The organism is Microbacterium laevaniformans, from assembly GCF_016907555.1.
Classification (GTDB): Bacteria; Actinomycetota; Actinomycetes; order Actinomycetales; family Microbacteriaceae; genus Microbacterium; species Microbacterium laevaniformans.
In genome coordinates this window covers 2,334,604-2,357,144 of record NZ_JAFBCE010000001.1, presented here as the reverse complement: position 1 = coordinate 2,357,144, position 22,541 = coordinate 2,334,604, and the positions used below count along the sequence as shown (strand labels likewise).

Genomic DNA, 22,541 nt, shown 5'->3' with positions numbered 1-22,541 from the left:
GCATGAGTCGCGAGGCAGGGCGCGTGCGGGAGCGGGGCCCCGACTCGGTCTGGGAACGCTACGGCTGGGTCATGGCCGTCGTGTGGCTCGTCTTCCTCATCTACCCGATTCTCGGCCTGCTGCGATCGGCCGCCGATGCCGGCTGGATCGTGACAGGCTGGGTCGCGCTCGTCGCCTTCGTGCTCATCTACATCGCAGCCTTCCTCAACGGCATGAGCGGCGACGGCGGCGGGCTGCTCACGCCGCCGAGGCCGATCCAGTGGGTGGCGTTCGGCGCGCTGATCGTGTGCGCCGCGCTCACCATCCCCGCGGTGTCGGGCAACGCGTTGAGCTTCGTTCCGTTCGTCATGTCGTTCGCGTCCTACGGCCTCACCCGTCCGGCCCACTGGGCGACGGTCGCGGGCGGAATCGGCGTCGCGGCGGCGACGGTGCTTCTGCTGCCGGATGGCGTCGATTACGTGGCGGTGCTCGCGATCATCGTGCTCCTGGCGACCGTCAACACCGTCACGACGGCGCTCATCGTCCGCTCCGTGCAGGCGCAGCAGCTCGAAGTCGAGCTCGCGACGAGCGAGGGACGGGAGGCCGTCGCGCGCGACGTGCATGACTTGATCGGCCATTCACTGACCGTCGTGCGCGTGAAAGCGCAGCTCGCGCGACGACTCATCGCCACCGATCCCGAGCGCGCCGACGCCGAGCTCGCCGACATCGAGGCTCTCACCGCGGAGGCGCTGTCGGGGGTGCGGGAGACCGTCGCCGGCATCCGCAGTGCGACGCTCGCCGACGAACTGGCGACGAGCCGTGACGTGCTGCGCGCCGCGGGTGTCGGGTTCGTCGTGCACGGGGATGCCGAGGCGCTCTCGCCCGCACAGGCTCTCACTGCGAGCTGGATCCTCCGGGAGGCGACGACGAACGTGCTTCGCCACGCCTCCGCCTCCGCCGTGTCGGTCCGTATCCGTCCCGGCGGCCTCGTCGTGGCCGACGACGGGCGCGGCATACGCGGACCCGAGGGCAACGGTGTGCGGGGGATGCGGGAGCGCGCCGCCATGTCGGGGGCGCGGCTGTCGATCACGGCCGCAGGTGCGGGCGGCACGAGCGTGGAGGTGACGTGGTGAGCGTCGAAGATCGGGCCGGGGGCATTCGGATCGTCCTCGCCGACGACCAGGCGATGCTCCGCGGGGCTCTGGCCGCGCTGCTCGATCTCGAGCCGGACATGAGGGTGGTCGGTGTCGCCGGCGACGGCGACGAGGCCCTTCGCATCGTCGAGGCCGAGCAGCCCGATGTCTGTCTCATGGACATCCAGATGCCCGGTCGGGACGGGATCGAGGCGACCCTGGCGATCCGGGCGGCGAGCCCGCATACGCGGGTGCTCATCGTCACGACGTTCGCCCGACCGGGCTATCTTCGCGCCGCCTTGGATGCCGGGGCCGCCGGATTCGTCGTGAAAGACGCATCGGTCGAGCACCTCGCCGACGCGGTGAGGCGAGTGCATGCCGGGCTGCGGGTCGTCGACCCGCAGCTCGCCGAGGCGAGCCTGTTCGACGGTGCCAACCCACTCAGCGAACGGGAGCGGCAGATCCTCCGCCTTGCCGCCGACGGCCGCGATGCCCCCGCCATCGCCGCAGAGGTGTACTTGTCGGCCGGCACGGTTCGCAACAACCTCTCCGCCGCGATCGGCAAGCTCGGCGCGTCGAACCGGGCTCAGGCCGTGCGGATCGCGCAGGACAAGGGGTGGCTGTAGCGGCCGCACTCTGCTTCCGTCGGCGTTCGCCCCGCGCGCGGCTCAGACTTCGTCGCGCCAGGAGTGCTGGGGGGTCCAGCCCAGCAGTCGCTGCGCCTTCGCGGTCGAGAAGAGCGAATCGTTGACGCCGAGGTCGCCGCGGACCTCGACGTCGGGGAACACCTCGGCGACCAGTTCCGCGTTCGGGCGGCTCATGACCGTGTCGGTGTTCGCGATGAGGAAGTGGTCGAACCCGGCCGGCGCGACCTCCAGCGCCCGGCCGATGACGGCGGCGGCGTCTCGGGCGTCGATGTAGCTCCACAGGTTCCACTTGCGCAGGGTCGCGTCGGCGTCGAACGAGGGGAACTCGGCGTAGTCGGCCGGCACCATGACGTTCGAGAAGCGCAGCGCGGTGATCGACACCTCGGGGTGCCACCGCACGAGCTCCTTCTCCATGGTCTCCTCGAGGTGCTTCACGAGCGAGTAGACCGTCTCGGGGCGGGCGGCGTACTCCTCGTCGACCGGCAGGTACGGCGGCGGCACGTCGAACGGCAGGCCCTGCACGGTCTCGCTCGACGCGGTGACGATGCGGGTGATGCCCAGCCGGATCGCCGCCCACATCACGTTGAAGGTGACCGCGATGTTGTTGTGGAAGGTGGCGACGTCGGAGCGGATGCCGGGAGCCGGGATGGCGGCGAGGTGCACGACCGCGTCGAGCCCGTGATGCTGGTCGTTGACAGCCTGCAGGGCGTCGACGGTCTGCCCGTAGTCGGTGAAGTCGACCTGCACGAAGCCGGCGCCGCGGGTGCCGACGACGTCCATTCCGACGACGTCATGGCCCGCCGCTCGCAGTTCGCGGACGACGACGGTTCCCAGCTTTCCGGATGCTCCGGTCACGGCGATGCGCATGGGTCCGAGCCTAACGCCGGGCGAACCGCCGCAGCTGCGCGGCGCCGACGAGACCCAGCAGGAGGAACACCGATGCGAGCAGCAGTGACCAGCGGGTCGCGTCGGCGAACCCTGCCGAAAGGGCGTGCACGGCGGCATCGGTCTGTGCTCCGAGCATGCTGGCGGAGCCCTCCGCGCGCAGCTGTGAGATCAGGGTGCCCGCCGACGTCCGCGTCGCGTCGGCGAGCTGTGACGCCGCGGGGCCGGTGATCCCGGCATCCGTCAATGCTCCGGGAAGGGTCAGCGCGAGCGAGACCGACAGTGCCGCCCCGGCGAACGCGGTGCCGAGCGCCGTGCCGATCTGGCGGACGGTCGACTGCGTCGCCGAGCCCTGGCCGCTGATCTCCACCGGCACATCGCGCAGCACCGTGCCCGTGAGCTGGGCAGAGGCGAGGCCGAGGCCGAGGCCGTAGAGGACGAGCGGCAGGGCGATGACCCACCCCGGCGTCGTGGCGGCGACGATCCCGGCGAGGATCACGATGCCGATGACTTCCAGGGCCAGGCCGATCAGCACGGTGCCGGGGGAGCCGAACCGCGCGGCGAGATGTCGTGCTGCCGCTCCCGACGCGAACGCCCCGAACGCCATGGCGGCCAGGACCAGACCCGTCTGCATGATCGACAGTCCGAGCGCCGCCGTGAGGTAGAGAGGGAGGACGAAGATGATCGCGAACTCGCCGACGGCGACCATGGCGGCGGTCACATTGCCCCACGAGAAGGTGCGCAGAGAGAAGAGGTGCAGATCGAGCAGGGCGTCGCGTTGCACGCGTTCGCGGTGCCGCTCCCAGAAGACGAACAGCGTCAGTGCGACGGCGGCGACGGCCAGGCAGACGGGCACGATCGAGACCGGGGCCGACGCGGGCCAGGCCCAGCCGGCGATCACGAGGTCGGTCTTGGGCGTCCACCAGCCCAGATCGGGTCCTTCGATGACGGCGAAGACGAGCGAGCCGAAACCGATGGCCGACAGCAACGCGCCGTCGACGTCGGCGCCGCGGCGGAAGCCGGCACCTCGCGTTTCGGGCACGGCCCACAGTGCCAGCGCGAAGACAACCGCGCCCAAGGGCAGGTTCACCAGGAACACCCACTGCCACGAGGCGTACTGGGTGAGCGCGCCTCCTACCAGCGGTCCGATCGCTGCGGCGCCCGAGATGACCGCGCCCCACACCCCGAAGGCGGCGGCGCGGTAGCGGCCCCGGAAGACGGCGTTCACCGTCGAGAGCGTCGACGGCATGATGAACGCGGCACCGACGGCCTGCACGGCGCGCGCCGAGATGAGCGCCCCGCCCGTCGTGGATGCCGCAGCCCACACACTGCCGCCGACGAAGACCAGGATGCCGAGCAGGAAGAGGAGCTTGCGGCCGAAGCGGTCCGCGAGCTTGCCGGTGGACAGCAGGAGCGCCGCGAGCAGCACCGCGTACAGGCTCGAGACCCACTGCGCGTCGGTCAGGTCGAGTGTGAGGTCGCGGATGATGTCGGGCATGGCGACACCGACGATCGTCCCATCCAGCACGATCATGCCGAGTCCGGCGGCGAGGACCGCGAGGCCCATCCATTCGCGCCGGGACGGCGCTGCGTCGACGATACCTTCAGTCATACTGAAAGTATGCACCCGAGACCCGGTTGATGTCTATGAGGCGGGGTGGGGGCTGTTATCGATAACCCATCGAAACGGGCATCGAAACCGCGGGAGCGGGCTTGCCGCTCCTTTGTGGTACCGGTAACATCGCGAACGTTCCATCCGAACGGGATGTCGGGGGCAGTGTCGCTCACCCGAGCACCGCCGTCTTCGCACAGACCGGACGACTCCCCGGACAGGGATCGGGAGAGCGTGCATGCCGGCACGTTCTCGCACTGCACTTCGCGTGCGCCCACCGTCCGAGGAGTCGTCGGAGTGTTCCCGACTGTGCACGGGCGGCGAAGCCGCCTCGGTCTGGAACGGCGAAAGTGTACACCCCGCGAGGCGTGCTCACACTGAACGTCGAGGCTCCTGCCGATGGGCGCACCGAGGTACCCAATCAAAGGAGTCATCGACGTGAGTCATCACAAAAAACCACCCACACCCTCTCCGCGGCCGGCGCGCTGGTCCTGTCGGCGCTCGCGACCTCGCCGGCGACGGCGGCGACGACCGAGCTGTTGAGCAACGGCACGTTCGAAGGCGGCATCGCCGGCTGGAGCGCACCGTTCGGCGGCACGCTTGCGGCCAGCAGCGATGCCCGGACGGGCACCGGGGCCATCCAGATCTCCGGCCGGACGGCGTTCCAGTCCGGGCCGGCCGCGACCGTGACCGGGCAGCTGAAGACCGATCGGTCCTACGATCTGTCGCTGTCGATCAAATACACCGGCACGCCGGCGACGCATAACGTCAACGTGACCCTTTGCACGGCCTCGCGCAGCGCGTGCGCGCCGGTGGTCGGTGGCACGGCGACGTCGGGTGAATGGCTCACGCTCACGAAGACCTTCACCCCGGCCGTCGACACGTACGACTACCTCTTCGTCGAGACGCCGTGGGACACGACCGTCGCCTCCTTCGTCGTCGACGATGCATCACTGACGGTTCAGAGCACGACGCCGACGACGCCCACGGTGCCGGAAGTGCCGGTCGTCCCCGGCAACCTGCTGCCCGACGGTCGCTTCGTCGACGGCTTCACCGGGTGGCAGGCTCCACGCGGCGGCACGCTGGCGCTGACGACGGATGCCGCGAGCGGCCTGAACGCGCTGAAGGTCACAGGCCGCACGAACACGCAATCCGGTCCGTTCGCCAGTGTCACCGGCAAGCTCGAGGCCGGGGCGGGCTACCGCCTGAGCGCGAAACTCAAGTACACCGAGGGCCCCGACACCCAGCAGTTCAACTTCACCTTCTGCCCGGCCAACTTCAACGGCTGCGACGATCGTGGTCAGAGCTTCACCAAGGGCGAGTGGGTATCGTTCTCGAAGGACTTCGTCGCCGACCAGCGCCACCCCGGCATGGACTGGCTGTTCGTCGAGACCCCGTGGAACTCCAACGCGCTCCAGGACTTCCAGGTCGACGAGATCTCGCTCGTCAAGATCTCGGACGCTCCGGCCGGCCCCGGCTTCACCTCGCTGGAGAAGGTGCAGACCAAGCCGATCGGTGACCACAACCCGCTGGTGGGCCACAAGTTCGGCGCCGACCCGCACCACCTCATCTACAACGGTCGCCTCTACATCTACTCGACCAACGACACGCAGCAGTACGAGGCCAACTCGAAGGACGCCAACGGGCTTCCGACGGCGTCGAACGGGTACGGGGCGATCACGACGCTGAACGTCATGTCGACGACCGACATGGTCAACTGGGTCGATCACGGCTCCGTGCCGATCGCTCGCGAGGGCGGCGCGGCTCCGTGGGCGCGCAACTCGTGGGCGCCCGCGGCGATCGAGAAGGACGGCAAGGTCTACCTGTACTTCTGCGACAGCGGCACCGGCACCGCCGTGGTCGTGGGCGGTTCGCCGCTCGGACCGTGGACCGATCCGCTCGGCAAGAAGATCATCCCCGACACCGTCTCGCGCGACTACGTCAACAACGGGGGCTTCCCCGCCGGCATGTGGCTGTTCGACCCCGAGGTGTTCATCGACGACGACGGTCAGGCGTACCTGTACTTCGGCGGCAACTCGCAGATCGGCTCGGGCGCCAACGTCCAGGGACCGCAGAACCCGAAGTCGACGCGCGTCGTGAAGCTGAAGGACGACATGGTCACCCTCGACGGTGACCCCGTCGAGATCGACGGCCCCGGCATGTTCGAGGCGTCGTCCATCTTCAAGCGGGACGGCAAGTACTACTACTCGTACTCGTCGAACTTCCAGGTGAACGAGGTCCCGGGGCAGTATCCGTCGCGCGGCGGTATCGCCTACATGATGACCGATGACCCGATGAAGCTGCCGGCCTCGACGTACGCCGGTGTGGCCTTCCAGAACCCGAGCACGTTCTTCGGACCGGGCAACGGCGGCAACAACCACTCCGACATGTTCACCTACAAGGGCGAGACCTACTTCACGTACCACGCGCAGACGCGCGGGGCCGCGTGGGCGCAGGCCCTCGGCACGGCGGGACAGACGCAGGGGTACCGCTCGGTGCACATCGACAAGCTCGAGTTCAATGCGGACGGCACGATCAAGCCCATCGTCGGCACGCGCGCCGGCGTTGCGCAGGTCGAAGACTTCGACCCGTACCGTACGTTCGAGGCCGAGACACTGGCCTGGCAGCTCGGCGTGAAGACGACGGCGACGACCCAGCCCTCGGTCGAGTTCCCGGAGCACAACGGCAACGGCAACATGGCGCTGTCCAGCATCGACGACGGTGACTTCGCCGCGCTGTCGCAGGTCGCGTTCGGCGAGGGCGCGGCGACGGTGTCGGCGCGCGTGAAGCCGCTGGTCGAAGGCGCCTCGGTGCAGGTCCGCCTGGACAACGTCGACGGCCCGGTCGTCGCGACGCTCCCGGTGGAGGGTACGGCCGGCGAGTGGACCACGGTCACCGCCGATGTCACCGGCGCGACGGGCACGCACGACGTGTTCTTCGTGTTCGCCCAGCCCGAGTCCGCGGCGGTCGAGGCCACGGGTCCGCTGTTCGAGGTCGACAACTGGACGTTCACGGCCGCGCAGGCGCCCGTCGATAACGACCCGTCGATCGCCCTGAGCGCGACCGAGGTTCGTGCCGGCGGCGCGCTCACCGTGACGGGCAGCGACTTCACCGTTCCGCGCGTCGAGGTCGGTGTGGCCAGCACCTACCGGGCGCTCGCGGAGGCGGATGTCGTCGATGGCGCGTTCTCCGCGCCGGTCGTCATCCCGTCCGACCTCGAACCGGGCACCCACACCATCCAGGTGCGGGTCGATGGTGAGGTCGTCGCGTCCGCGGCGATCACCGTGCTCGCCGCCGGCGACGCGGGCGGCGATCCGGGCACGGGCCCAGGTGCGTCGACGCCGGCACCCGCGGCGGGCGGCTCGAACCTCGCCGCGACCGGCGGTCAGTCCGGCGGGCTGGCTGCAGGTGCGTTCGCCGGGGTGCTGCTCCTGTTGGCGGGTGGGGCCGTGATCTGGCGCCGCCGCCACCTGAGCCGCGTCTCGGACTGATCCCCTGAGCGTGCGGGCGGATGCCGAGAAGTCGGCGTCCGCCCGTACGTGCTCGCGCGTAACCTCTCTCCCATGAGCATGTCTCCCCTCATCACCCCCTCCGAGCTGAAGGCCCAGCTGGGCTCTCTCACGCCGCCGGTCGTCCTCGATGTGCGTTACCGTCTCGACGCCCCCGACGGTGCGGAGGCGTACCGCGACGGCCACGTGCCCGGTGCCGTCTACGTCCGCATGGACGGCGAGCTCGCCGTGCACGGGGCTGCGAGCGAGGGGCGTCATCCCCTTCCATCTCCGGCTGACTTCGAGCGTTCCGTGCGCAGATGGGGGATCGATGACGGCGACACCGTCGTCGTCTACGACGATTGGAACTCGTTCGCCGCGGCCCGCGCCTGGTGGATGCTCACGGACGCCGGCGTTCCCGCCCGGGTGCTCGACGGCGGGCTCCGCGCGTGGCGCGCCGCCGGAGGGGCCCTCGAGACCGGCGACGTGACCCCCACGCCGGGCGCCGTGACGCTGCATGCGGGACAGCGCCGCAGGCTCGACATCGACGCCGCGGCATCCCTTGCATACAGCGGCGTGCTCCTGGACGCCCGCGCACCGGAGCGCTACCGCGGCGACGTCGAACCGCTCGACCCCGCCGCCGGACACATCCCGGGCGCCCGCAACGCGCCGACCACCGAGAACCTGGATGCCGAGGGCCGGCTCCTCGCCCCCGACGTGCTGCGTTCCCGCTACGCCGATCTGGAGGGACAGTCCGTCGGTGTCTACTGCGGCTCGGGCATCACCGCTGCCCACGCCGTTCTGGCGCTCGCGGTCGCGGGCCACGACGCGGCTCTGTACCCGGGCTCCTGGAGCCAGTGGTCGAATACTCCCGACCGGCCGGTCGCCACCGGCGACCACCCCTGACACTACGATGTTGACGATGCCACAGACACCTGCCCCGACCACCGCGTCCGTTCCCGCCTCGGGGACCGACGTGACCCTCCGTCACGGAGCCTACGAAGCGCACATCGCCAGCGTCGGCGCGTCGCTGCGTGCGCTCACGTTCGACGGGCGCGACCTCGTCGTGCCCTTCGCTGCCGACGAGGTGCGCCCCGCCTTCCGCGGTGCCACTCTCGCCCCCTGGCCGAATCGCGTCGTCGACGGCGCGTATTCCTTCGGCGGGCACAGCTACGAACTCGCGCTCAGTGACATCGGCCGCCCGAATGCGCTGCACGGCCTCGCCGTCTGGCTCGACTTCGCCGTCGTCGATCACACCGCCGACGCGGTCACGCTGGCGGCGGTGATCGTGCCGCAGTCCGGCTACCCGTGGCGCGTGCGTGTGGAGACGACCTACCGGTTGGGTGCCGACGGTCTCACCCAGACCGTGGCGGCGACGAATGAGAGCGCGGATGCCGCGCCGTTCGGCACCGGTCCGCATCCGTATCTGGTGGCCGGTTCTGCGCCGCTGGACGGGTGGACGCTGACGCTGCCCGCCGACCGGGTGCTCGAGGTCACCGACCACCAGCTCGCTCCCATCGCGCTCGCCGAGGTCGCCGGCTCGGATCGTTTCGACTGGCGCGCGCCGCGGGTGCTCGGCGATGTGGAGATCGATCACGCGTTCACCGGGCTGTCCCGCGCGGACGGTGTGGCGACCGTGCGGTTGGTCGACCCGTCCGGTACCGGCGTGGAGATGGTCTGGGATCAGGCATGCCCCTGGGTGCAGATCCACACGGCCGACCGCCCGCCGCTGGCCGACGGCAGCCCCGATCCCGGTCACCGCGCCGGCCTCGCCGTCGAGCCGATGACCTGCGCTCCGGACGCCTTCAACGCCGATCGCTACGACTACGACGCGGGCCTGATCGTCATCCCGGCCGGCGGATCGGTCTCGGCATCCTGGCGCATCGCCGCCGTCGGTATCTGACTGCGGCAGTCGCCCTCTCACGCGAAAGGGCCCCGACACGGACGTGTCGGGGCCCTTCGGCGTGAGGAGACGACTCAGTGGTCGCCGCGGATCTCTTCCTTGATCTCGTTGCGCTTGTGGACGGAGTCGCGCTCGGCTTCGGCCTTCTTGACCTCGGCGTCGGCCTTCGCCTCGTCGATCTTGTCGGAGACACGGTCGACCGTGTCCTCGAAGCCTTCCTTGATCTTCCGGCCGGCCGTCTCGGCCGCGTCCTTCGCGTCGTCGATGAATCCCATGGCGACTCCTTTCATCAGGTCGGACTTCCACGGTACGAACCCTCTGCGCCACATGAAAGGGCTTGCCGCCGGTGCCGTGCCCGTGCTAACCGCAGCCTGCGCGATCGCCGCAGCCTGCGCTGGTGGGCGGGCGCGCACGACCCCGAGGACGGCGCCGTGAACAACACCGGCACTCTGGACCAGTGGCAGGCGGCTTTCGGCGGCGGCACCGGTCTCGTCCTGTTCGTCGTCTACTACGTGCTGCTCGCGGTGGCGATGTGGAAGGTGTTCAGCAAGGCCGGATACCCCGGCATCCTCGCCCTCATCCCCATCGTGAACTGGTTCATCCAGATGAAGATCGCAGGATTCTCGGCGTGGTGGGGGTTGTTGGCGATCGTTCCGATCGTCAACGTCATCTTCTTCATCATCGTGGCGATCCGCATCGGCCGCGGTTTCGGCCACGGCGCCTTCTTCTCGATCGTGCTGCTGCTGCTGTTCGCCCCCATCGGGTTCTTCATCATCGGCTTCAGCTCCGATCGGTACACGTCGCCGGCCTGAGCGCCCGTCGCGCATTCCGTCCCGGCGTCGGTCTTCCCTAGGATCGAGGGGAGGGGATGCCGTGGTCAACGAGAAGCGCGTACGCACCCGTGACGTGGTCGCGGAGGGGCTGTACATCGCGTCCGCGGCGACGCGGCTGAGCCTGAAGAACACGATCCTCGTCCACATCCTCGCCGAGGGAGAAGACTTCGACCTCGATCGGTATCTCCCCGAGGCCAAGGAAGCCCTGGAGACCCTCGCCGCGGAAGCGGAGGACGATGCGGCGCGCACCGAACGGCAGCGTCGCGCTGCCCGCGGCCGCCACACCGACTCGGACGGCACGCACGATTATCGCAGTCGCGATGTGCGCAACCTCCGCCGCCGCCAGAAGCAGTCGCTGCACGTCGCCCATGAGCTGCGGCGTCGCGCCGACGACACCGAAGAGCTGCGCAAGCTCGTCCTGGACGCGCGGGATGCCGCGTGGGCAGAGGTGGCCGGCAACATCGATCGGACGCTGCGGATCGAGGCCGCGCGCCCCGATCTCGACCCGGACTACGAGCGTATGCGCACGGCGCGGATGCAGGCACTGCGGCTCGTGGACCTTCCGAAACTTCGCGCCCATCGGCGCAGCGTCGCGGCTCAGCAGAAGCAGCAGGACCCCGATTCGTCACATCCCGGCGCGTAGGCTAAGCTGGTCCTCGGCCCTCCCAGAGGTGCCGGAAACTGCGCCCGTAGCTCAATGGATAGAGCATCTGACTACGGATCAGAAGGTTAGGGGTTCGAGTCCCTTCGGGCGCACACTGTGTTGAGACAGTAACGAGAAAGGCCCGCGGCATGCCGCGGGCCTTTCTCGTTCTCCGGCGGCATCGGCGATCGCGCGTGCGTGAAGAAGTGTGACGATCCCGGCCCCGACGCCTGCGCGGCGACCTAACGTATCTGCGTGGCCACTTCCGTTCCCGCCTCCGTCCGCCCCGCCGGCATCGACCCCCGGGGTCCGCGCTTCGCGGCATCCATCACCGCCGTGCTCCTGCTGGCCGGCACGTTCGTCGCCCTGCTGGGAACGTCTGTGCGCGAGGCCGCGACTTTCGCCGAGAGGCTCGCCGATCCGGCGTTCCTGCTGCTGCTCGTCGTCGACCTCCTCTTCGTGTGGGGTTTCGCCGCTCCGCGGACGGCGCCGTGGGGTGCGCTGTACCGGGTCGCCATCCGTCCGCGCCTGCAGCCGCCGGTCGACCTCGAAGACCCGCGTCCTCCGCGCTTCGCGCAGGTCATCGGATTCGTCGTCGTGACGGTCGGCCTCGTGCTGCATGTCGCGGGCGTCGCGTGGGCCCTGCCGATCGCCGCGGCCCTCGCATTCATCGCCGCGTTCCTCAACGCCGCCTTCGGCGTGTGCCTCGGCTGCCTGCTCTACCTCGCGCTCGCCCGTGCCGGCGTGTTCCGCCCGCGGGGCGGGCTGCTGGGCGCCTGAGGGACGAGCGCGCCCGTCAGACGGGCGTGACGCGCAGCCAGACGAACCCGTGCGGGCGTAGCGTGACGCCCTCGTCGAGGTCGACGCTCGCGTCGTGCACGGGGTCGAACGCGGTGCGCTCGAAGCCCGACAGCGTGAGCGGATCGATCGTGACCTCGGCATCCCCGACGTTCGCCAGCACCAGGAGCGTCGTCTCGGGCCCGGGGCGCTGGTAGCCGACGACGGCGGGATGCGGGGTGTGGAACGGGATGAGGGTGTTTCCGGCGAGCTCCGGAGCTTGCTGACGCACCGAGATCAACTTGGTGAGCCGGCGGAACACGCGTCCGGCCGGTGTGGTGTCGTCGCCGCGCTGCGCGTAGGCGTCGCGCGGACGATTGCCGCGGTGTACCCAGCGGGTGTCGCCGCGGCGGACAGGGTCGTCGGCGTAGGAGTAGTCGTTCAGCTGGGCGACCTCGTCGCCGAGATACAGCAGGGGGATGCCGCCGGTCGACAGGGCGAGCGCGTGCGCGAGCACCACGCGATCCTCGCCGCCCGGGTCGCCGGCTTCGATTCCGGCGAGGGATGCCGTCGTCCCGGTGACGCGGGCATCGCCGGTGGCGGGGTTCTCCTGGAAGGCGACGCCGCGTGCAAACGTGCCCTCGTGGCGGCCCGTGTAGAAGCGGTTGAGGAACTGCCGGTGGGCGTAACCGTCGATGCCGAACTCCGCGGCATCCTCGTCGGCGAACGTCCAACCGATGTCGTCGTGACTGCGGACATAGTTCACCCAGGCGGTGCCGGGCGGCAGCTCGTGGCGACGATCCAGCGCCTGCTGCAACAGCCGGCCGTCACGGGTGGCGAGAGCCTCCCACGTCAGCGCCATCTGCAGCGGGTTGTACGACAGCTCGCACTCCTCGAGTGAGATGTAGCTGACCACCTCATCGGGGTGGACGATCGCCTCCGACTTGAAGACCATGCCGGGGGCGGCCATCGCGAGCACCGCGTTGAACGCCTGCAGCAGCAGGTGGGCTTCGGGCAGCGACTCGCAGGAGGTCCCCAGGCGTTTCCAGATGAAGGCCACGGCATCCATCCGGAGTACCTCGACGCCCTGGTTCGCCAGGAACAGCATCTCGCCCGCCATCGCGCGGAACACGGCCGGGTTCGCGTAGTTCAGATCCCACTGGTAGTGGTAGAACGTCGACCAGATCCAGCGGCCGTCCTCGAGCTGCACGAACGAGCCGCGGTGGTCGTCGGGGAAGATCTCGCGCGTGGTGCGTTCGTAGGCGTCGGGCATGTCCCGGTCGGGGAAGATCAGGTAGAAGTCGGCGTAGTCGGGATCGCCCGCCACGGCCTTCTGCGCCCACTCGTGCTCGTCGCTGGTGTGATTGAAGATGAAGTCCAGCACGAGTGAGATGCCCGCCATCCGCAGCTCCGCCGCGAGCTCGGCCAGTTGCGCCATCGTGCCCAGGCTCGGATTCACGCGCCGGTAACTCGACACCGCGTAGCCACCGTCGTTGTCGCCGAGGGGAGCGTCGAACAGCGGCATGAGGTGAAGGTAGGTGAGCCCGAGCTCGCGGAACGAGGGGATCAGCTCGCGCACGCCGGCGAGGTTGCCGGCGAAGCGGTCGACGTAGCAGACACCGCCCAGCATGCGCTCGGACTGGAACCACTCGGGGTCGGCGGCGCGCTGTGCGTCGTGCACCTTCAGATCGAGGGGACGCGCGTTCCACGAGGAGGATGCCGCCGCCACCGTCGCCGCCAGCTGCTCCCTGCCGTCGGCACGCTCGCCGTAGAGGCGGGTGAAGAGCTCGTGCAGCCGCGGGAACTGCTCGTCGAACCGGGCGAGGAACGCGTCATCCACACGCCCTGCCGCCTCGCAGGCCTCGAGTGCCGCGCCGCGATCGGCGTCGGACGTGGTCAGTGCGGTCATGGTGCCCCCTCCGTCTCAGCGTATCGGGCGGGCCCGACCGGGAGGCGGCGTAGGCTCACACGCGTGAGTGCGTACGTCTCGGCGTTCGACCTGTTCTCCATCGGGGTGGGACCGTCGAGCTCCCATACGGTGGGCCCGCTGCGCGCGGCTCGCGATTTCGCGCGCCGCGTCGCCGATCTGCCGACCCTCGCCCGCGTGGAGTGCGCCCTCTACGGCTCACTCGGCGCTACCGGCATCGGGCACGGTACCCCCGACGCGGTCGTCGCCGGCCTGCAGGGGTACGTGCCCGAGACCGTCGATCCGGCTCACGTGCGCGGCGCCTGGACCGACTGGTCCGACGGCGCGCTCCTCCTGATGGAGGGTCGCACGCCGATCCCCTTCTCTCGGTCGGACATCGTGCTCGCGCCGCGGACGCGTCTTCCCGGACACCCCAATGCGATGACGCTCGTCGCGCGGGATGCCGCGGGTCTCGCATTGCACGAAGACACCTACTACTCGATCGGCGGCGGGTTCATCCGGCGCGAGGGTGAGCCGGCGGTGGTGGCCGCGGCATCCTTCCCGCTGCCCTACGCGACAGCGGCGCAACTGCTGGACGTCTGCGATACGTACGGGCTGACGATCGCGGAGGTCGCGCGCCGCAACGAGGAGGCGCTGCGGCCCGAAGCGGAGGTCGCTGCCGGGCTCGATGCCATCTGGGACGCGATGGCCTCGTGCGTCGACGCCGGGCTGCACGCCGACGGGGTGCTGCCGGGAATGCTGAAGGTGAAGCGGCGCGCGGGCGCGATCCGCGCCCAGCTGGAGAGCGTCGAGGCGACCGGACGCGAGCTGCCGGGGGAGTGGCTCGGTGCGTTCGCACTGGCCGTGAACGAGGAGAACGCCGCCGGAGGACGCGTCGTGACAGCGCCGACGAACGGCGCCGCCGGCATCCTCCCGGCCGTGGCGATGTACTGGTGGCGCTTCCTCGCGGATGCCGGCATCGGAGCGGAGAACGCGGTGACGCCCTACGGCGAGCTCGTCGGCTCGGCGCTGCTCGGGCTGCACGGTCCGGGCGGCCGCGAGGCGGGCGAGGCGGCGCACGGGTCGGAGGACATCGTCGCCACCGCGCAGGAGCTCGCCGAGGCGAACCGGCGCCGCGGCATCCGTCGATTCCTGCTGACGGCGACGGCGCTCGGCTCGCTTTTCAAGGCGAACGCGTCGATCTCCGGAGCCGAGGGCGGGTGTCAGGCCGAGGTGGGTTCGGCGTGCGCGATGGCTGCCGGCGGCTTGACGGCCGTGATGGGCGGCACGAACCGTCAGATCGAGAACGCCGCCGAGATTGCGATGGAGCACCACCTGGGGCTCACGTGCGACCCCGTGGGTGGGCTCGTGCAGATCCCCTGCATCGAGCGCAACGCGATCGCGGCATCCACCGCCGTCACGGCCGCGCGCCTCGCGCTGCGCGGCGACGGCACGCACTACGTGCCGCTGGATGCCGTCGTGGAGACGATGCGTCAGACGGGCATCGACATGTCGACCAAATACAAGGAGACCAGCGAGGGCGGACTCGCCGTCAACGTCGTCGAGTGCTGAGCGCCGCGCGCGCCTGCCGCGGTTCAGTTGGCGTTCGCGCGGGAAATTGCGATGTGATTACCGGTGCAAGCGTCAACCGAGCGACCGGTCACGCGTGCCAACCTCGGCGTGCGAGGGCGGCGCGGACCAGCGCGACTCCCCGCGAGGGATCGTGTCGGATGTGCGCGGCGCTCAGGCGCACAACATCCCAGCCGAGGTTCGCGTAGTCGGAGTACTTCTCGAGGTCGCGCACCCACTGGCGACGCGAGGTGCGGTGGTGATCGCCCTCGATCTCGATCGCGACGCGGTGCGTCACGAACGCGCCATCGCTGATGCCGAGCAGCCGACCGTCGGGCGCGCGCACCTCCACGTCGAGCTCGGGCTCCGGCAGGCCCGTCCCGATGAGCGACAGTCGCCAGTCCGTCTCGAGCGGCGACATGCTGCCGGTGCGCAGCAGGGGAAGCGCGGCACGGAGCTTCGCGATTCCGCAACGGCGGCCTGCGGAGACAGCCGCGGCCAGCTTCTCGAGTCCGGCGTGTTGAGCGTCGGGCAGACGCCGCCCCCATCCGTCGCGGGGCACGCGGATGATCGCATCACCGATCACCACCAGGTCTCGAACCGTGTGCTCGCGGGCGAGCATCGCCCAGGCGGAGGCGGGCGTCGCGACCGGAAGGCCCGCCCGGACGGTGGTGTGAACGAGCATCGGGCTGATCTGCACGGCGGTGATGCCCGTCCGCCGGAGCGCACGGTGTGGCGCGGGAACGGCGACGTCGAGGTCGGCGGATGCCGCGGCATCCGCGTCGGGGAAGGGGAGCCCGTGGATCGCGAGCGCCGTCGTCCCGGTGTAGAACGCAGGGGGCGGCAGCACGAGTGCGTGGGCGCGGACGCGACCCAGGATGTTGCGCCGCGCGATCTCGTCCGGCGTGTCCTCGTCGTGCGGTGCGGCGCCGTCCGTGTCGCGCCGGACGCGGACTCCGCGGAACGGTGCGTCGAGGTCGCTAGCCGAGAGGCGCCCGCGAGTGACGCCGGCCGTCGACGCGTCGGCGGCGGTGAACACCTGCGGCAATGTCGGCGGAAGTGGTCGGGGTGAGCGCGGCATGCGCTCATGATGGGCCCATCTCCTGATGTCGTGGCCACCGTCCGCGGGTTCGTGGAGAACTTGCGCTGTTACCGAACGTGGGGACGAAGGGTTCCGTGTGCTGAAGGGGCGGTGGTGTCTGAAACAGCAGTGCGGCTTCCGGCGCGAGGGCCAGGTGAACGGCGCACAGCGATCGCGCGCGTTCGCTGTGCGCGAACCGTTGGCACTCTCCTGGGTCGAGTGCTAATCTGAAGTTAGTTGAGTCGATGAGGCTCAACTTTGACAGACCATCACAGTGACACACGACAAGGAGAGAACAATGGCCACGTATGACCCGTTCCGTGACCTCGACCGCATCGCGTCGGGCCTCTTCGACACGCGCCGGGGACCCCGCCGGATGCCGATGGACCTCTACCGCGACGGCGACCGCTACGTCCTGAGCGCCGACCTTCCGGGAATCGACCCGGGCTCGGTCGACATCGATGTGGACGGCCAGCTGCTGACCATCCGCGCCGAGCGCACCCTCAGCGAGGGCGACGGCGTGAAGTGGATCACGCGGGAGCGTGAGACCGCGAGCTTCCTGCGCCAGCTGAACCTCGGTCAGGGAATCGACACCGACGGCATCGCCGCGACGTACAGCAACGGCGTGCTGACGGTCACGATCCCCGTGAGCGAGAAGGCGAAGCCGCGCAAGGTCCAGGTCGTCGCCGACGGCGGTGCGCCCACGATCCAGGCGCACGAGTCGGCGCAGGAGCCGCACCCGGTCGAGCAATAGTGCCGGTCCGCGCACCCGCGCACAACCGCCCCGTGTCCGCGAGGACCGGGGCGGTTCGCGCCTGCGCGCTAGTGTCGAAGCACCCACCGGAAGCACCAGCACTCGGAACGTCAGCAAGGATGCCGATGACCGCACCCCCCGCCGCGCGCGAGCGCGAGCTCACCGAACCCGTCTCCCTCACCCGCCCCGACGGCCGCCTCAATCCGGCGGCGATCGGCTTCGCCCGCTCGCCGCTCGTCGACACCCGCGGCATCGGACGCGGACGCTTCGTCCGATCGTGGGGGCGCAACAAGAGGTGGGAGTACTGGAACGTCATGACGCCCACGCACATCGTGTCGCTCACGGTGTCGTCGCTGGACTACGCCGCCGTGCACGAGGCGTGGATCCACGATCGGGCCACGATGCGTTCGTGGGGCCGCAGCGTCACGGTGCTGCCGTCGCGGGAGGTGTCGCTGCCCGCCTCGCTGGGCACCGGCATCACGATCGCGCGGCACGCCGACCTCGCCGCCACCATCACGCCGGCCGAGCGCGGGTCGCTCTGGCGTCTGCACGCCGAGATCCCGGACGCGTCCTTCGACATCACGGTGCGCCGCCCGCCCGGACACGAGCTGCTGGCGGTCGTGGTGCCGTGGTCGTCGCGGCGGTTCCAGTACACCGTGAAGGACGTCGCGTTCCCGGCATCCGGAGTGCCGACGCTCGACGGCGTCGACTACGAGGTGCCGGCGGGATCGTGGGCGGTGCTGGATCACGGGCGTGGACGCTGGAGCTACGACGTGTCGTGGAACTGGGGCGCCGGGTCGGGAACCCTCGCAGACGGACGCAGCCTCGGCATCCAGGTCGGAGGGCGATGGACCGACGGGACGGGGTCGACGGAGAACGCCGTCGTGCTCGACGGCACGCTGCACAAGATCTCCGAGCCCGTCGCCTGGGACTACGACCTCGCCGCGCCGCTGCGGCCGTGGCGGGTGCATGGGGGAGGGCTGGATGCCGTGTTCACGCCGTTCTACGACAAGAAGTCCGCGACGAATCTCGGCGTCATCTCGTCGCGCACGGACCAGTGCTTCGGCACCTGGTCGGGTACGGTCGCTGTGGACGGCGCCGCCCTCCGCTTCGACGGCATCGAGGGCTTCGCAGAGGACGTCCGCAACCGGTGGTGACCGGCGCGGCGCGGGAGGAAGAGGCACGCATGTCGTTCCAGGCATATCTCGACAACATCGAGGACAAGACCGGGCGGACGCCGCGCCAGTTCGTCGACGAGGCGGCGGCGAAGGGCTTCGGCCCCGGGACGAAGGCCGGTGAGATCGTCGCCTGGCTCGCCGCGGACTACGGACTCGGGCGCGGGCACGCGATGGCGCTCGTGCACGTGATCACGAAGGGACCGAAGATCGTGTCGACCCATGTGGGCACCGGTACGGCGCACAGCGATGAGAGCGACACGCTGTGGCTCGAGGGCAAGGCGACGAAGCCGGCGCGATAATGCGGGCATGACGAGCCTCGCAGTCGACCCCGCGGTCACCGTGCGCGGCCTCCGCGTGCGGCGCGGGCGCACGGCCGTGTTCGACGGTCTCGACCTCGACATCGCGGCCGGCCGCATCACGGGGCTGCTCGGCCCGAGCGGAGGCGGCAAGACGACCCTGATGCGAGCGATCGTGGGGGTCCAGCGGATCGCCGGCGGAACCGTCGCGGTGCTCGGGATGCCGGCCGGCTCGCGTGGACTGCGCCGGCGCGTGGCGTACGACAGCCAGGGCGGCGCCGTGTACGACGATCTCACGGTGCGTCAGAACCTCGCGTACTTCGCCGCCGCTCGTGCCGTGCCCGCGACCGAGGTGGCGCGGGTCGTCGACGCCGTCGGGTTGGCGCCGCAGGAGCACCGGCTGGTGGGATCGTTGTCGGGTGGTCAGCGGGGGCGCGTGTCGCTGGGCATCGCGCTGTTGGGCGAGCCCGATCTCCTCGTCCTGGACGAGCCGACGGTCGGTCTGGATCCGCTGCTGCGCGAAGGTCTCTGGGATCTGTTCCGTGCGCTGGCCGACGCGGGGCGCACGCTGATCGTGTCGAGCCATGTGATGGATGAGGCGCTGCGCTGCGACGAGCTCGTGCTGGTGCGCGAGGGGCGTGTGCTGGCGCAGACGACGCCGGCGCACTTCCTCGCCGATGCGGGGGCGTCCGATCCCGATGCGGCCTTCCTCCGGCTGGTGCGCTCCGCGTCGGGGGTGCGGGGATGAACGTGCGGCGCCTGGGCGCGACGGCGGGCAGGGTGCTCCACCAATTGCGGCACGACCCGCGATCGGTCGCGCTGATGCTCCTGGCGCCGGCGCTGCTGGTCGGCCTGTTCGCCTGGATCTTCTCCGACCGTCCGGGGGTGTTCTCCCAGTTCGGCGGCGGCATCCTGGCGGTCTTCCCGTTCATCGTGATGTTCCTCGTCACGTCGATCACGACCTTGCGGGAGCGGCGCGGCGGCACCCTCGAACGGCTCCTCACGACGCCGATCGCGAAGGCGGACGTCATCGTCGGCTACGCCCTCGCGTTCGGTCTGATCGCTGTCGTGCAGGCCGTTGTCACCGTGGCATACGCGGTGGTCATCTGCGGGCTGCAGCTGACCGGCCCCGTCTGGCAGCTGGGGCTGGTCGCGGTGCTGGATGCGCTGTTGGGCACCGCGTTCGGACTGTTGGCTGCATGCGCTGAGTGCGGTGCTCCCGCTCAGCTACGCCATCGACGCGGTCGGGGCCGTGAGCGCCGGCGACGACGGCTGGGATCTGTGGCGTCCGGTTCTGATCGTCGCGGCCGTGACCGTCGTGTGCCTCGTGCTCGCCGCCGCGACGCTGCGGCGCCGTTCGTCGTGAGGGCTCAGGCGCGGCGCAGCTTCGTCGTCAGCCGCTCCAACTGCTCGAGCTCGTCGTCGCTCAGCACGGACATCCGTTCGGCGATGGAACGACCGTGCACGGTCGCGAGGCGACGGAACGCGCTCACCCCGCGCTCGGTGGCGCGGACGATCGCGCCGCGGCCGTCCAGAGGGTCGACGCACTTGCTGATGAGGTCGCGGGCGACCATCCGGTCGACGAGCCGTGACACGCTCGGCTGGCTGATCAGCATGTTGGCGGTCACGTCGCGCAGGCGTGCGGTGTTGTCGTCGCCGCGGACGACGGTGAGCAGCACGTCGTATTCGGCCTGGGTCAGCTCGTCGTCTCCGAAGTCGTCGCTGATCTCGCGCAGGATCTCGTGCTGCGCGCGAAAGAGGCTCTCCCACGCGGAGATGGCGAGGCGGCGGTCGGTCATGGCGTCAACTGTAGTGCGCCGTTCGGACGCCGCCCCATAGGCTGGAGCGCATGCGGCGCGCACGTGCAGGAATCGTCCGCGCCACCGTCGCGATCGCCGGCGCGGTGGCGGCGATGACGGTCGCGGTGGCAGCTCCCGCGTGGGCCGGCCCCGTCCCGGAGGTCGCTCCCGCGGCATCCGTCGGACGGGCCGCCCCGGCCGGTGTCGACGACTTCTCGTTCTCGTCGATGACCGCCGATTACACCCTGACGCGCGCCGACGACGGCACGAGCCGGATGCGAGTCGTCGAGTCGCTCGTCGCGCAATTCCCGGAGGTGGATCAGAACCACGGCATCCGCCGCCAGATCCCCGACTCCTACAACGGACAGCCGCTGCGCCCGCGGCTCGTCTCGGTGACCGACGGCGACGGTGCCCCCCGACCGAGCGAGGTCGAGGACGAGGACGGCGTCTTCTCGGTCGTCTCGAGATCGGACGAATACCTGCGGGGTGCGCAGACCTTCGTCCTCACCTACACGCTCGAGAACGTGACGTGGGACTTCCCCGATTCCGGCCTCGAGTTCTACTGGGACGTCAATGGCGTGGCGTGGGGGCAATCGTTCGGGCGGGTGACGGCTCGGCTGCACCTGGACGAGGCGCTCGCGCAAGCCCTGACCGGACGGATGTCCTGCTATCAGGGCGCGCAGGGCGCGACGAGCTCGTGCGCGTCGATCTCGTCGGCTCCGGATGCCGCGGCGGGCGGAGGCACGGTGGTGACGGCCGTCGCCGACGACGTGCAGCCCAACCAAACGCTCACGATGGCCGTCGGGTTCGCGGACGGGATGTTCGCGACGTTCGACTCCGGATACCTGGCCTCTCCGTTCGGCTGGGGTCAGCTCGGGGCGGGTCTGCTCGCCGTCGGCGCGGGTGTGCTCGGCGTACGCGCTCGTCGCCGGCAGCTCGCCGACGAGCCGGGCTGGCCGACGATCATCGCCGAGTACGATCCACCGCGCATCGTGGATGCGTTGGAGAGTGCCGTGCTTCTCGGACAGTCGTCGAAGGCGATTCCGGCGGAGGTGCTGGAGCAGGCCGTGCGCGGCTCGATCCGCATCCTCGAGTCCGAGGCCCGCGGGTGGGGCAAGCCGAAGCTCGTCGCCGAGCTCGTCGATCGGTGGAAGGCCGACGGCGACGGTCAGATGCTTCTGGACGGGCTCTTCCCCGGCGGGATGCCCGGTGCGCAGTACACGTTCGGGAAGCAGGACACGCGGTTCTCGAAGGTCGCGCAGAAGATCCTTGCGGCGGCGGAGACGGAGCTGACGACGCGCGGTCTGCGGCGTGCGGTCCCGGCGCGTGCGCGCTGGGTTCCGATCCTGCTCGCGGTGGCGGGTGCCGGGCTCGCGCTCGGACTGGGATTCGTCGCGATCGGGTCGTACGTGCAGCCGGCGCTTCCGTGGACCGTGATCGGTGTCAGCGTGGCGATCGCGGTCGTGGTGATCGGGATGTGCGTGCGCAAGCCCTTGACGGCGCTGGGAGCGGAGACCCGCGATCACCTCCGAGGGCTCGAGGAGTTCATCCGATGGGCCGAGGCCGACCGCATCCGGATGCTGCAGTCGCCGGCCGGCGCGGAGCGGGTCGCCGTGGACGTGAACGACCCGCGGCAGAAGCTGGATCTCTACGAGAAGTTGCTGCCGTATGCCGTCGTGTTCGGCCAGGAGAAGCAGTGGTCGGCGGAGCTCGCGGTGCTGTACACGGCGGTCGGCGCCGCCGGACCGGTCTGGTACTACGGCACGGGTGCCTTCGGCGCGTCGTCGTTCTCTGCGGGGATCGGCTCGCTGTCGAGCGCGGCGATGTCGTCGTCGTCGATGTCGGGCGGATCCGGCGGGGGAGGTTCGGCCGGGGGCGGCGGTGGCGGAGGCGGAGGCGGCGGGGTCTGACGCGTCGTCAGGCCGGCGCTCCGCGATCCAGGTCGTCGCTGTCGCCGGGCTCGTCGCCTTCGAGGATGCTGCGCAGCGTGGCGCGATCGTCACGTGATCGGCACGCGGACGGTCCTGCGGCGATCGGGCCGGGTAGGTCGGGTGGCGT

The 22,541-nt window shown here is 70.1% G+C and carries 21 protein-coding genes, 1 tRNA gene and 1 pseudogene; 17 read left to right on the top strand and 6 right to left on the bottom strand.

All coding sequences use genetic code 11. The features are described from left to right. Positions 1–2: 2 nt before the first annotated feature. Together JOE53_RS11255 and JOE53_RS11250 are read left to right on the top strand one after the other, a co-directional pair. A complete protein-coding gene (locus JOE53_RS11255) occupies positions 3–1,112 on the top strand; it encodes a sensor histidine kinase (RefSeq protein ID WP_016464242.1) in 1,110 nt (369 codons plus the stop codon). Then, positions 1,106–1,738, top strand: coding sequence for a response regulator transcription factor (locus JOE53_RS11250; RefSeq protein WP_016464243.1), 633 nt, complete (start codon positions 1,106–1,108; stop codon positions 1,736–1,738). The genes JOE53_RS11255 and JOE53_RS11250 overlap by 7 nt, the downstream gene beginning before the upstream one ends. Positions 1,739–1,780: 42 nt before the next feature. Here JOE53_RS11250 and JOE53_RS11245 read toward each other — a convergent pair whose 3' ends face one another. Continuing rightward, positions 1,781–2,626, bottom strand: a complete 846-nt coding sequence (locus JOE53_RS11245) for an NAD-dependent epimerase/dehydratase family protein (RefSeq protein ID WP_016464244.1) — start codon at positions 2,624–2,626, stop codon at positions 1,781–1,783. A 10-nt stretch (positions 2,627–2,636) separates the two neighbouring features. After that, a complete protein-coding gene (locus JOE53_RS11240) occupies positions 2,637–4,256 on the bottom strand; it encodes an MFS transporter (protein WP_036282792.1) in 1,620 nt (539 codons plus the stop codon). 368 nt (positions 4,257–4,624) lie between these two features. Here JOE53_RS11240 and JOE53_RS11235 point away from each other — a divergent pair, with 368 nt between their 5' ends. The 3 genes from JOE53_RS11235 to JOE53_RS11225 all read left to right on the top strand — a co-directional run bounded on the left by JOE53_RS11235 (position 4,625) and on the right by JOE53_RS11225 (position 9,647). Further along, complete coding sequence (locus JOE53_RS11235) at positions 4,625–7,747, top strand: carbohydrate binding domain-containing protein (RefSeq protein ID WP_271171084.1); 3,123 nt, start codon at positions 4,625–4,627, stop codon at positions 7,745–7,747. A 72-nt stretch (positions 7,748–7,819) separates the two neighbouring features. After that, positions 7,820–8,650, top strand: coding sequence for a sulfurtransferase (locus JOE53_RS11230; RefSeq protein ID WP_005049684.1), 831 nt, complete (start codon positions 7,820–7,822; stop codon positions 8,648–8,650). A gap of 16 nt (positions 8,651–8,666) precedes the next feature. Beyond that, positions 8,667–9,647 carry an aldose 1-epimerase family protein gene (locus JOE53_RS11225; protein WP_005049686.1) on the top strand — a complete coding sequence of 327 codons (981 nt, stop codon included), beginning with the start codon at positions 8,667–8,669 and terminating at the stop codon, positions 9,645–9,647. Positions 9,648–9,721: 74 nt separating this feature from the next. Here JOE53_RS11225 and JOE53_RS11220 read toward each other — a convergent pair whose 3' ends face one another. Next, the gene (locus JOE53_RS11220; protein WP_005049688.1) at positions 9,722–9,922 is read right to left on the bottom strand and encodes a hypothetical protein; all 201 of its coding nucleotides are present in this window, start codon (positions 9,920–9,922) and stop codon (positions 9,722–9,724) included. A 156-nt stretch (positions 9,923–10,078) separates the two neighbouring features. Here JOE53_RS11220 and JOE53_RS11215 point away from each other — a divergent pair, with 156 nt between their 5' ends. The 4 genes from JOE53_RS11215 (at position 10,079) to JOE53_RS11200 (ending at position 11,903) form a co-directional block, all read left to right on the top strand. Next, entirely contained in the window at positions 10,079–10,459 is a 381-nt protein-coding gene (locus JOE53_RS11215) for a DUF5684 domain-containing protein (RefSeq protein WP_005049689.1), read from the top strand. A 61-nt stretch (positions 10,460–10,520) separates the two neighbouring features. After that, positions 10,521–11,123: a hypothetical protein gene (locus JOE53_RS11210; protein WP_005049690.1), complete on the top strand. Its 603-nt coding sequence runs from the start codon at positions 10,521–10,523 to the stop codon at positions 11,121–11,123. A gap of 40 nt (positions 11,124–11,163) precedes the next feature. Further along, positions 11,164–11,236, top strand: a tRNA-Arg gene (locus tag JOE53_RS11205). Between the two features lie 142 nt (positions 11,237–11,378). Next, entirely contained in the window at positions 11,379–11,903 is a 525-nt protein-coding gene (locus tag JOE53_RS11200) for a DUF4395 domain-containing protein (protein ID WP_005049691.1), read from the top strand. A 16-nt stretch (positions 11,904–11,919) separates the two neighbouring features. Here JOE53_RS11200 and JOE53_RS11195 read toward each other — a convergent pair whose 3' ends face one another. Continuing rightward, positions 11,920–13,809: an amylosucrase gene (locus JOE53_RS11195; protein ID WP_204947770.1), complete on the bottom strand. Its 1,890-nt coding sequence runs from the start codon at positions 13,807–13,809 to the stop codon at positions 11,920–11,922. Positions 13,810–13,872: 63 nt separating this feature from the next. On the opposite strand from JOE53_RS11195, the gene JOE53_RS11190 reads away from it, so the two are divergent. Next, the gene (locus JOE53_RS11190) at positions 13,873–15,378 is read left to right on the top strand and encodes an L-serine ammonia-lyase, iron-sulfur-dependent, subunit alpha (RefSeq protein WP_204947769.1); all 1,506 of its coding nucleotides are present in this window, start codon (positions 13,873–13,875) and stop codon (positions 15,376–15,378) included. Positions 15,379–15,466: 88 nt separating this feature from the next. On the opposite strand, the gene JOE53_RS11185 is transcribed toward JOE53_RS11190, so the two are convergent. Continuing rightward, positions 15,467–16,456 (bottom strand): hypothetical protein, encoded by a 990-nt coding sequence (locus JOE53_RS11185; protein ID WP_204947768.1) that lies wholly within the window; start codon positions 16,454–16,456, stop codon positions 15,467–15,469. Between the two features lie 298 nt (positions 16,457–16,754). On the opposite strand from JOE53_RS11185, the gene JOE53_RS11180 reads away from it, so the two are divergent. From JOE53_RS11180 to JOE53_RS15245, 6 genes and pseudogenes are all read left to right on the top strand, one after another. After that, the gene (locus JOE53_RS11180; RefSeq protein WP_204947767.1) at positions 16,755–17,210 is read left to right on the top strand and encodes an Hsp20/alpha crystallin family protein; all 456 of its coding nucleotides are present in this window, start codon (positions 16,755–16,757) and stop codon (positions 17,208–17,210) included. Between the two features lie 125 nt (positions 17,211–17,335). After that, positions 17,336–18,367 carry a DUF2804 domain-containing protein gene (locus tag JOE53_RS11175; RefSeq protein ID WP_204947766.1) on the top strand — a complete coding sequence of 344 codons (1,032 nt, stop codon included), beginning with the start codon at positions 17,336–17,338 and terminating at the stop codon, positions 18,365–18,367. Between the two features lie 29 nt (positions 18,368–18,396). Further along, positions 18,397–18,687, top strand: a complete 291-nt coding sequence (locus JOE53_RS11170; protein WP_061683752.1) for a DUF4287 domain-containing protein — start codon at positions 18,397–18,399, stop codon at positions 18,685–18,687. A 7-nt stretch (positions 18,688–18,694) separates the two neighbouring features. Then, positions 18,695–19,432 (top strand): ABC transporter ATP-binding protein, encoded by a 738-nt coding sequence (locus JOE53_RS11165; RefSeq protein ID WP_204947765.1) that lies wholly within the window; start codon positions 18,695–18,697, stop codon positions 19,430–19,432. Next, positions 19,429–19,827: pseudogene (locus JOE53_RS15250) on the top strand (ABC transporter permease); the annotation flags it as partial. The gene JOE53_RS11165 and the pseudogene JOE53_RS15250, both read left to right, overlap by 4 nt. 70 nt (positions 19,828–19,897) lie before the next feature. Continuing rightward, positions 19,898–20,050 carry a hypothetical protein gene (locus JOE53_RS15245; RefSeq protein ID WP_309297578.1) on the top strand — a complete coding sequence of 51 codons (153 nt, stop codon included), beginning with the start codon at positions 19,898–19,900 and terminating at the stop codon, positions 20,048–20,050. A gap of 4 nt (positions 20,051–20,054) precedes the next feature. Here the strand turns inward: JOE53_RS15245 and JOE53_RS11155 are convergent, their stop codons facing one another. Further along, positions 20,055–20,483: a MarR family winged helix-turn-helix transcriptional regulator gene (locus tag JOE53_RS11155; RefSeq protein WP_061683750.1), complete on the bottom strand. Its 429-nt coding sequence runs from the start codon at positions 20,481–20,483 to the stop codon at positions 20,055–20,057. Positions 20,484–20,533: 50 nt separating this feature from the next. Between JOE53_RS11155 and JOE53_RS11150 the strand changes: the two genes are divergently transcribed. After that, on the top strand, positions 20,534–22,393 hold the full coding sequence (locus JOE53_RS11150) for a DUF2207 family protein (protein WP_204947764.1): 1,860 nt from the start codon (positions 20,534–20,536) through the stop codon (positions 22,391–22,393). Positions 22,394–22,541 lie beyond the last annotated feature (148 nt).